At 72.2% G+C, this 3,616-nt stretch carries 3 protein-coding genes; 1 reads left to right on the top strand and 2 read right to left on the bottom strand.

What is annotated here, in order from left to right; all coding sequences use genetic code 11:
• Positions 1-1,462: alpha-glucuronidase (locus C1J00_RS40130; protein WP_102913783.1), on the top strand; the 1,462-nt coding region annotated here is incomplete at its 5' end.
• On the opposite strand, the gene C1J00_RS40125 is transcribed toward C1J00_RS40130, so the two are convergent.
• Both C1J00_RS40125 and C1J00_RS40120 read right to left on the bottom strand, forming a co-directional pair.
• Positions 1,429-3,123, bottom strand: coding sequence for a beta-galactosidase (locus C1J00_RS40125; RefSeq protein WP_245936698.1), 1,695 nt, complete (start codon positions 3,121-3,123; stop codon positions 1,429-1,431). The two genes, C1J00_RS40130 and C1J00_RS40125, sit on opposite strands and share 34 nt — an antisense overlap.
• Positions 3,120-3,616, bottom strand: a 497-nt coding sequence (locus tag C1J00_RS40120) for a hypothetical protein (protein WP_102913782.1), incomplete at its 5' end; no start/stop codon positions are given. The genes C1J00_RS40125 and C1J00_RS40120, both read right to left, overlap by 4 nt.

Raw genomic sequence — 3,616 nt, 5'->3', positions numbered from 1 at the left:
GGGCGAACTCGACCGGGTGCGGGCGTACGGCAGGCTGCTGGCGGCGTGCGGGATCAACGCCGTCTCCGTGAACAACGTCAATGTGCACGCGGCCGAGGCCCGCCTGCTGACCGACCGCATCGGTGAAGTGGCCGACATCGCCGCGGTGTTGCGGCCCTACGGCATCCGCACCCACCTGTCGGTCTCGTTCGCCGCGCCGATCACGCTGGGCGGGCTGTCCACCGCCGATCCGCTGGACGGAGCGGTGCGCGGCTGGTGGGCCGAGGCGACGCGCCGGGTGTACGAGGCGATACCCGACTTCGGCGGGTACGTGGTGAAGGCGGACTCGGAGGGGCAGCCGGGGCCGTTCGCGTACGGCGGCAGTCACGCCGAGGGCGCGAACCTGCTGGCGGCGGCCCTGGAGCCGTTCGGCGGCACGGTGCACTGGCGGGCGTTCGTCTACGACCACCGGCAGGACTGGCGGGACCGCACGACCGACCGGGCCCGCGCCGCGTACGACCATTTCGTGCCGCTGGACGGGGAGTTCGCCGGCAACGCGGTGCTCCAGGTGAAGCACGGGCCGATGGACTTCCAGGTGCGTGAGCCGGTCTCGCCGCTGATCGGTGCGATGCCCGGGACCCGGCTGGCGGTGGAGCTGCAGGCCACCCAGGAGTACACCGGGCAGCAGCGGCATGTGTGCTGGCTGGGGCCGATGTGGAGTGAGGTCCTGCGGTTCCGGCCGGAACCGGGCTGGACGGCAGGCGAGTTGGCGCGGGGTGGGCTCGTCGCGGTGTCGAACGCCGGTGACGACCCGTTCTGGACGGGGCATCCGCTGGCGCAGGCCAACCTGTACACCTTCGGGCGGCTGGCCTGGCGGCCGGACGCCGAGCCGCGCGCGGTGCTCGACGAGTGGATCGGGCTCAGCTTCCCGGACGCTCCCCGGGAACTGGCCGACGGGCTGCACGCCGTGCTCGACGGCTCCTGGCGAACGTACGAGAAGTACACCGCTCCCCTGGGCGTGGGGTTCATGGTGCAGCCGGGGCACCACTACGGGCCGAGCGTGGACGGGTACGAGTACAGCCCGTGGGGGACCTACCACTTCGCCGACCGGGACGGGATCGGCGTCGACCGCAGCGTGAAGAGCGGTACGGGCTTCGCCGGGCAGTACGGCGAGCCGTGGGCCGGGCTCTACGCATCGCCGGACACCTGCCCGGACGAGCTGCTGCTGTTTTTCCACCACGTGCCGTACGGGCATGTGCTGAAGAGCGGGAAGACCGTGATCCAGCACATCTACGACACGCACTTCGAGGGTGTCGAGGAGGTCGAGGAGGCCCGGTCGGTGTGGGCGTCCCTGGCCGGGCTGGTGGACCCGGCGTGCCACTCGCGGGTGGCGGAGCGCTACGAGGAGCAGCTCCGCGGTGCCCGCGAGTGGCGCGACCAGGTCAACAGCTACTTCTTCCGCAAATCCGGGGTGCCGGCGTAGAAGTCGGTGCCGTAGGTGGCGATCGGTTCCGCGCCGCGCGTCCGCACTATCTCGAAGACGAGTCGGGCCTCGGTACCGAGCTCGGGGACGGGCTGGGTGAACTCCTGCGGGCGGGCGTCCCATTCGTCGACGCGGATGCCCATGAGGGGTGCAAGCGGCCCGGGGACGTCGGTGGGGAACGCGCGGTCGTGCTCGTCGACGCGGCCGGAGAGGAAGGTTGCGAGGACCGTGCCGCCGCGTGCGGCGACGGCTTCGAGGCGGGTGGCGAGGTCGCCCTTGACCATGTGGAGGGCGGGGGCGAGGACCACGTCGTAGGGAGTGAGGTCGGCGGTCTGCGGGATCACGTCCACGTCGGCGCCCGCCTCCCGGGCGGCCCGGTAGTAGGCGTGGACCACGTCCGGGTACTTCACCAGCCGGGACGGGCCGTCGGAGATCTCCAGGGCCCACCAGCTGTCCCAGTCGAAGAGCAGAGCGGTGCGGGCTGGGGTGCGGGCGCCGAGCGTCCGGTCGCCCAGGGTCTCCAACTCGCTTCCGAGAGCGGCGACTTCGCGGAATACGCGGGTGTCGTCGCGTCCCGCGTGGCCGATGACGGCCCCGTGGTACTTCTCGCAGGCGCCCCGGGAGGCGCGCATCTGGAAGTAGAGGGCGGCGTCCGCGCCGTGGGCGATCGCCTGGAAGGTGGCGAGGCGGAGTTCGCCGGGCCGCCGGAGCGGGTTGACGTCACGGCAGGCCGTCGTGGACGGGGTCTGCTCCATCAGCCAGAAGGGGGCGCCGTCCTTCAGGCCGCGCATCAGGTCGTGGGCGAGGGCGGGCCGGGTCGGCGGCGCGTCGAGGGCCGGGTAGTTGTCCCAGGAGGCGAAGTCCAGGTGGGGCGCCCAGCGGTGGTAGTCGAGGGGGCGAAAGGTGCCCATGAAGTTGGTGGTGACGGGCGTGTCCGGGTCGTGGGCGCGGATCACCTCCTTCTCGGCCAGGAAGCAGCCGAGGAGGGCGTCGGTGGTGAAGCGGAACCAGTCGAGCGTGATGCCCTGGAAGGCGGTGTGGTCGGGGCCGCGCCAGTGCTCGGTGAGGGCGTTCGGCGGCTCGATCTGGTCCCAGTCGGTGTAGCGGTGCGACCAGAAGGTGGTCCACCAGGCGTCGTTGAGGGCGTCGAGGGTGCCGTGCCGGTCGCGGAGCCACTGCCGGAACGCCTCGGCGCACAGGTCGCAGTAGCAGGCGCCGCCGTACTCGTTGTTGATGTGCCAGGCGAGCAGGGCCGGGTGGTGCGCGTAGCGTTCGGCGAGACGGGAGGCCAGCACGGTGGCGTGTTCGCGGTACGCCGGTGAACTGGGGCAGAAGTTGTGGCGCTGGCCGTAGCGGTGGCGGCGGCCCTCGAAGTCGGTGCGGTTGACCTCGGGGTGCCGCTTCGCGAGCCAGGGCGGGAGGGCGGCGGTGCCGGTGGCCAGGCAGACCCGGCGCCCCTCGGCGGCGGCCCGGTCCAGGACGCGGTCCAGGATCGTGAAGTCGTAGGTGTCCGGAGTCGGCTGGGTGAGGGACCAGGTGAACACGCCGACGGTGAGGGTGTCGATCCCGGCCCGGGTGAACAGCCGGTGGTCCTCGTCCCAGACCTCCTGGGGCCACTGCTCGGGGTTGTAGTCACCGCCGTAGCGGATCTTGTGCGTCATGTGGTGAAGTCCTTCCGCGTCTCGGCGATCACCGCGCGGCTTCCGTGCAGCAGGGACAGCAGCAGCGGAGCGGCCAGCAGGGCGGGCACGGCCTCGGTCAGCAGGCTCGCCGACGCGGCCGTCAGGACCAGCAGGGAGGCGGCGGCGAGGGTGGCGCGGCCGTGCCGGAACAGGAAGTACGCGGCGAGGCGGGCGGTGTCCCGTGCGCGGAAGGCGAAGAGCGAGGTCAGGACGAGGGCGTGCGCGCCCCACAGGAGGCAGCCGGCGCCGATCGCCGCGAGCAGCAGGGCCCACCAGCCGGGCAGACCGGTGGCGGAGAAGTGGGTGAGGGTGAAGGCGATGACCGTCAGCCAGGCCAGCAGGGGGGCCCAGACCTTCAGTGCCGGTACGGCGTTGAGCCGCAGGCCGCGCAGGTAGGTGTGGGCCGGGTGCAGCTCGGTGAGGTCGCGGCTGCGGTGGTGGAGGGCGTAGAGCGCGGCGGACAGGGCGGGCC

This window comes from Streptomyces cahuitamycinicus (assembly GCF_002891435.1).
Lineage (GTDB): Bacteria > Actinomycetota > Actinomycetes > Streptomycetales > Streptomycetaceae > Streptomyces > Streptomyces cahuitamycinicus.
This window is presented reverse-complemented; position numbering and strand designations above follow the sequence as displayed.